Source organism: Ammoniphilus soli (assembly GCF_040813775.1).
The window spans coordinates 242,259-248,845 of record NZ_JBEGDL010000009.1 but is presented as its reverse complement, the minus strand read 5'-3'; the positions used below and the strand labels follow the sequence as shown (position 1 = coordinate 248,845).

7 protein-coding genes are annotated in these 6,587 nt (G+C 47.5%); all 7 read right to left on the bottom strand.

The features are described 5' to 3' along the window. Window positions 1–753, bottom strand: a 753-nt coding sequence (locus tag ABLT31_RS18925) for a LysM peptidoglycan-binding domain-containing protein (protein WP_367754459.1), incomplete at its 3' end; no start/stop codon positions are given. A gap of 95 nt (window positions 754–848) precedes the next feature. Further along, window positions 849–1,709, bottom strand: a complete 861-nt coding sequence (pheA, locus tag ABLT31_RS18920; RefSeq protein WP_367754457.1) for a prephenate dehydratase — start codon at window positions 1,707–1,709, stop codon at window positions 849–851. 43 nt (window positions 1,710–1,752) lie between these two features. Next, a complete protein-coding gene (thrB, locus tag ABLT31_RS18915; protein ID WP_367754455.1) occupies window positions 1,753–2,673 on the bottom strand; it encodes a homoserine kinase in 921 nt (306 codons plus the stop codon). Then, on the bottom strand, window positions 2,673–3,977 hold the full coding sequence (locus ABLT31_RS18910) for a homoserine dehydrogenase (protein WP_367754453.1): 1,305 nt from the start codon (window positions 3,975–3,977) through the stop codon (window positions 2,673–2,675). The genes thrB and ABLT31_RS18910 overlap by 1 nt, the downstream gene beginning before the upstream one ends. Window positions 3,978–4,004: 27 nt before the next feature. Continuing rightward, window positions 4,005–4,451 carry an ACT domain-containing protein gene (locus ABLT31_RS18905; RefSeq protein WP_367754451.1) on the bottom strand — a complete coding sequence of 149 codons (447 nt, stop codon included), beginning with the start codon at window positions 4,449–4,451 and terminating at the stop codon, window positions 4,005–4,007. Between the two features lie 116 nt (window positions 4,452–4,567). Next, window positions 4,568–5,854, bottom strand: a complete 1,287-nt coding sequence (gene obgE / locus ABLT31_RS18900) for a GTPase ObgE (protein ID WP_367754449.1) — start codon at window positions 5,852–5,854, stop codon at window positions 4,568–4,570. Between the two features lies 1 nt (window position 5,855). Next, complete coding sequence (locus tag ABLT31_RS18895; RefSeq protein ID WP_367754447.1) at window positions 5,856–6,491, bottom strand: Spo0B domain-containing protein; 636 nt, start codon at window positions 6,489–6,491, stop codon at window positions 5,856–5,858. Window positions 6,492–6,587: the final 96 nt, after the last annotated feature.

The window sequence follows — 6,587 nt, the reverse complement described above, 5'->3', positions numbered from 1 at the left end:
CGGCATCATGTTCGGCTGGGCATACGGCGATACGGCTTCCGGCATCATGTTCGGCATTGCGTAAGGGGACACCGCCTGCGGCATCATGTTCGGCATCGCGTAAGGGGACACCGCCTGCGGCATCATGTTCGGCATCGCGTAAGGGGACACTGCCTGCGGCATCATGTTTGGCATCCAGCCCGATTCTGGCAAGGCAGCGCCTTTCTTTCCTTCTGCAGCCGGACTGACTGGCATATTTTCATACTGATAAGGGGCTACAGGAGGCACATTGGGTCCAGGATAAGGCATCCCATAATAAGGGGAAACCATAGCATTTTCGTGACAAGGGTGACAAGGAGAGTGCATGTATGGCAGGGTAGGCTGCGGCATCATGTTCATGTTCGGTTGGGCATAAGGCATTACAGGCGGATATGGATTAGCCGGCATCTCAGGGGACACCAAAGGTTGAGCCGGCATTTCATAAGACGGCATCACGGGAGCCGGGGGCTTCGGTGCAGTCTCTGGCTTCGGCTGGACCTGTTCACTTTGCACCGGCGGCTGTGTTGGCTGAACCTCCACTCGCTTCGATACAGGCAAGGCCTCCTTTGATTTTAGCGGAACACTGGCAGTGGGAATCTTCACTTTATTTCCGGCAACAACTTTCTCGGCATCTTTCAGGTGTCCATTTGCTTCCTTCAACTGATCTGTACTGACGTTATATTTCTTAGCGATTTTCTCTAATGTTTCTCCTCTTTTAACGATGTGAATTTTCAACGCTAAGACCCTCCTCTTTCCAAAAGTCAATACAGCATATGCAGAGATAGGCAAATTGCTCACAAAAGGCAAAAAAAAGAGACCCATGGTCTCTTCTAGGAGTTTACTTTTACTTGCTTGATAAAGTATGGATAAGAACCCAACTGACGAATTTGGCAGCCGAGTGCTTCAATTTCTGCGAACGCACCAGGAAGCAGGATGTCATCCATTTTCTGTTCAATGTCAATGATAAAATGATAGTTACCCAGGCCAGTTTTTGTTGGGCGGGATTCTATTCTGGATAAATTAATCTTTCGCCATGCAAAAGCCGCCAAAACCTGATAAAGGGCTCCAGGAAAGTCTGAAGGAAGCGTAACAAGTATGGTCGTCTTCTCCTTCTCACTTTCCTTGAAAGGAGGAACACTCGAGCTAATGACAAAAAAACGGGTATAGTTATTATCATGGTCCTGGATCGATTCCTGCAGGAATCGAACCGGATAAATCTCCTGGCATAGTCTGTTCCCAATAGCTGCCCACGGTTGATCCGGATGGTTCGCCACCCATTTTACGGCTTCTGCCGTACTGCTCATATATTCAATCTCTGCCTGAGGAAGATGCTCTCTCAGGAATAAGCGGGATTGGGCGACAGCCTGAGGATGGGAGAAAACCTTCTTGACTTGAGAAAGGTTAATCCCTGGGGCTGCCATGAGGTGTTGGGTAATGGGTAAAGCTAATTCTCCTCGGATTGGAACATCGATATGATGGATGAGCCAGTCCATTGTTAAGTTCACCGTTCCCTCGATAGAGTTCTCTATGGGAGCTACGGCAAACTCCGTCTTCCCTTGATCAATGGCGTCGAGTACGTCTGGAATAGTAGCAAAAGGCACATAATTCACATCTTGTCCGTCAAAAAGGAAGCGGGCTGCCTCTTCCGTAAACGTCCCATGCGGGCCTAGAAAAGCAATTTTTCTCTCCATCTCTTAAAGCACCTCGATTGTTTTAAGAATAAATCTACTCGCTTTAAAAAGGAGTGTCAATATCTTCAGAAATTTGAACTCCCATACAATCAGGAGTGAGCGTCAGAGTACGGGATGTAATGCCGTGTTCCAACAAGGTATCTGAGAAGAATTTTTTCAGTTGATGGTCGTCTCCCTGAACCAGGGAAATGACGGTTGGACCTGCCCCGCTTAAAGCGGTTCCTAGGGCCCCATATTGTTGGGACTTTTCAAGCAAGGTCTCCATCCCTGGTACCAATGACATCCGGTAAGGCTGATGCAGTCGATCTTTCATGGCATAGGCGAGCATTTCATATTGTCCTGTTGCCAATGCGGCAGCCAAAAGACTGGCATGGCTTAGACTATGAACGGCATCCTTCCGGCTGTAGGTATCGGGAAGGACTCCGCGAGCTTTTTCCGTAGACAGCATGAAATCGGGAATGACCACCAGGGCTTTTAAATCAGCTTGCGGAGTGACCTTGATGTAAGGAACACAGTCCTCCTCTATCACTGCAATCACAATCCCTCCAAATAATGATGCGCCCACATTATCCGGGTGACCCTCCAGCTCTGTCGCCATTAAGAATAGCTCTTCTTGGGTAAACGGATTTCCTGCTATATAGTTGGCTGCAGCCAATCCGCCAATAATGGCGGCTGCACTGCTGCCCAGTCCGCGAGTCAGCGGGATCTCGCTTTTCATATCAATACATAGGGGCGGCATTTCCATCTGGGCCTTGCTGAATATCATTTCAGCCATTTGATAGACAAGATTCGTCTCATCCGTAGGCAGCCCCTGAAGCTCTTCCCCATGTAAGTTGACTTGCGGTTTATCCGCCACTTGCATCCTAACGGTCGTATACAGCTGAAAGGCCATTCCAATCGTATCAAAGCCCGGGCCAAGATTGGCGGTACTTGCTGGTACTTTTACTTCAACTCCGCGTCGCATTAACTTTCTTCCCTTCCCTCCACACGATAATAGCTCTTTACTTCGGAGACGGATTCTACCGTACGGAATCCTTCCAATAGAAGATCCATATTTTTCTTAGTGGCCAAATGGGTAATCATAATAATTTCAGCTTCCGGCTTGCCTGGGCATGGCTGCTGAATAATTTGTTCAATGCTAATGTCATGGCCGGCTAGCAAGGTGGTGATCTCAGAGAGTACACCGCGCTTATCTGAAACAGTCAGACGAATAAAGAACTTGGATTCAATTTGTTCTGGTGTTTTCAAGATCTTCTCCTTATAAGGAGCGACCATTCCCCGGCCATTTACACCCAGCTTCATATTTTTAACGACCGTCACCAAATCGGAAGTCACGGCTGTCGCAGTTGGCAGCTCCCCGGCACCTGGGCCGTAAAACATCGTCTCCCCGACGGCTTCGCCATAGACATAGACGGCGTTGAATACGCCATTCACAGATGCAAGGGGATGCGAATGATGAATCATGGTAGGCTGAACGCTAACCTCGATGCATTCTTCATCCCTCTTCGCAATACCAAGCAGCTTGATTTCGTAGCCTAATTTTTTCCCATAGGCAATATCCTCAGCCGTTACTTTCGAGATCCCTCTCACATCAACATCATCTAAGCTATACTCGACCTTGAAGCCTAGGGTGCTTAGGATGGCCATCTTTCTTGCAGCATCGTATCCTTCCACATCAGAGGTAGGATCAGCTTCCGCATAGCCTAAAGCCTGCGCTTCCTTTAGGACCTCTTCGTATGCGGCCCCTTCCTGACTCATCTTAGTCAGAATATAGTTCGTCGTCCCGTTCACAATCCCCATCATTTTTAAGATTCGATCGGAAGAGAAGCCTTCAACTAAGGCTCGCAAAATAGGAATTCCCCCAGCCACGCTCGCTTCATAAAAAACATCACAGCCTTTTTCTTCAGCTTTAGCCAGGATTTCTGCCCCGTGCAATGCCATAAGATCCTTGTTGGCTGTAACCACATGCTTGCCGTTATCCAGCGCCGCTAGAATATATTCCTTCGTCGGATTAATGCCGCCCATAACCTCGATAATAATGTCAATTTCCGGGTCTTGCAGGACTTCATAAGGGTCTACTGTCACCCATGCAGGGTCAATGGCAATATTCCGTTCTTTTGTCGGGTTTTTTACAAGTACTTTACCCACTTGGATTTCCACACCGGTTTGTTTAAACAAGTCAAACTTATGACCTTCCAGAATTCTTAGTACACCGGTTCCTACTGTTCCAAGTCCCATCAGTCCAACTTTTACTGTTTGTTTTTCCACCCGAGGATCCCTCCGAATTTTTTTCAATTAACCCCGTCCTACAACGGTTGCTTTCCTGACGCCATCCAATTTTTGAAGCTCTTCCGCGAAATCGGTAATGGAGAGATTCAATACCGACGTATCGATTGACATGGCCAGATTGGCAATCCCTTGCAATGGGATCGTTTGGTTTATAGTAAGAACATTTCCTCCCTTTCCCGCAACAAACGTCAAAACCCGGGAAAGCACACCGGATCGATGCTCCAGCTCAAGGGAAATGGTAATGATCATTTCGCGCATCATCGCATTAAAAGGAAAAATACCGTCCTTGTATTTGTAATAAGCACTGCGGCTTAAACCTACCCTTTCCACAGCTTCATGCACGGTCTCCGCTTCCCCTGATTCCAACAGCTGCTTGGCTTCCACCGTTTTGAGAATCGCTTCAGGAAGGATTTCTTCACGGACTAAGTAATACTTTTCCTCACTCTTCCTCATGGTCGTCCTCCAAGAAAAAACATTTGTTTTCCTATAGAGGACATTATAGAGGAACATCTATCCTTTGACAAGAAAAAAATGAAGTCATTGCCAAGGATAGCAAGACTTCATTTTTATTATTCCACAAATTCAAATTCAAAATCTGCAATCCGGACCGTATCGCCGTTTTCTGCTCCCTTGTCCCGCAAAGCTTTATCTACGCCCATTAAACGCATCGTCCGGGCAAAGCGCTGAATCGAATCATGGGAATTGAGGTTGGTCATCTTCATAAGTCGCTCAATATATTCGCCTTCAACCACGTAAATTTCATTTTCCCTGCGCACAAAGAATTTCTCAGGATCTTTTTCTGCTTTGTAGACCACTCGCTCTTCCGCCGTCTCTTCTAATTCCTCGACTAGAGGAGTTGCTGGGACGGTGTCTAAGAGGTCGGCAATAGCGTATATAAGCTCTTGCACTCCCTGTCTCGTGGCAGCGGATATCGGATAGACAGGAACATTGTCACCTGCTTTTTCACGAAATGCTTTAAGGTTTTCTTCCGCTTCCGGCATATCCATTTTGTTTGCTGCCACAATCTGAGGGCGCTGCTCCAGCTTCTGGTTATAGAGTTTTAGTTCCTCATTGATTTGCAAGTAATCCTCGTAGGGATCTCGCCCCTCAATTCCGGCCATATCGACGACATGAAGAATCACTCGCGTTCTCTCCACATGACGCAGGAATTGATGTCCAAGCCCTACCCCTTCATGAGCGCCTTGGATCAAACCCGGCAAGTCCGCCATGACGAAACTGCGCCCTTCTCCCGCATCCACGACCCCGAGATTCGGAGTTAAAGTGGTAAAATGATATTCCGCGATTTTAGGCTTGGCTGCTGAGACCATGGATATTAGCGTCGATTTCCCCACACTGGGATAACCGACTAGCCCTACATCAGCCAGAACCTTCAATTCCAAGCGAATATAACGCTCCTGTCCTGGCTCCCCGTTCTCCGCAATGGAAGGGGCTGGATTAACCGGAGTGGCAAAACGCATGTTACCGCGGCCTCCGCGTCCCCCTTTGGCAATAACCACGGATTGTCCATGATAAACCATATCTACAATTAATTCTCCGGTATCATCGTCATAAACTGATGTACCAGGGGGCACCTTAACAATCATATCTTCAGAGCCTGCTCCATGCTGGGCCTTAGTACGGCCATTTTCTCCTCTGGGAGCCTTGAAGTGGCGCTGGTATTTAAAGTCCACCAAGGTTCTTAAGCCTTCATCCACCACAAAAACAACATTGGCTCCACGTCCCCCGTCACCGCCCGCAGGACCGCCCATATCTACATACTTCTCCCGACGGAAGGCCACCATTCCGTTGCCTCCATCGCCGCCTTTCACGTATATCTTTGCCGTATCAACAAACATGCTATTCCTTCACCTCTTGGTTTACAGGAAAGTAAAATTCCATGATGGATTCTTGATCATTATGTAAGCCTTCCACAAAAAAGCCCTCCTCATTCCCAAACCGGTCAGCCAAAGAGCGAAGCGCTTGAATGCAGTTCTGTTCCTTTAGCTGCCCTTCATACTCGACTGCCAGGAACAAGGAATCATCTAGAGCCTGAACTTCTATAACCAGCGTATTAGGGAGCCCCTCGTTCGCTATCGAGTTTTCCCGATAGATATCAATGATTCCCTTCACTAATTCATAGAACCTCTGATTTTCATCTTGCCCAAGCCGGCTTAAATTAATCAGCTCCGGCACCTGAACTTCAAGCTTCATTTCCTTATGTAAAGCATTATAGGTTAGGAGAAAAGAAACCAAGGACTGGTTTCCCAGAGAAGCAATGCGGCTCTCATTGTTCGTCTGTTCTGTCACTTTCTTTATGTATTCTTCGCAAACATCATATCGCTGCAATTTCATATAGCCCAGAATAACTTGAAAATGATTGAGCCAATCATGCCTTTGCAGGCGCAGGCTCTCCAAAAATTGACGCTGCTCTTGCTCGATGGCGGACCTGACATCGACAGGATTTCCGCTGCTTGTTTTACACTCTTGAGCCAATTCACACACCCCCATGCCCCAGTCAAACGCAGAAGCAAGCTTCGGACCCTTCCAGTTGCTTCCTTTTGCTATGACTCAAGTATACTAGAAAACTTG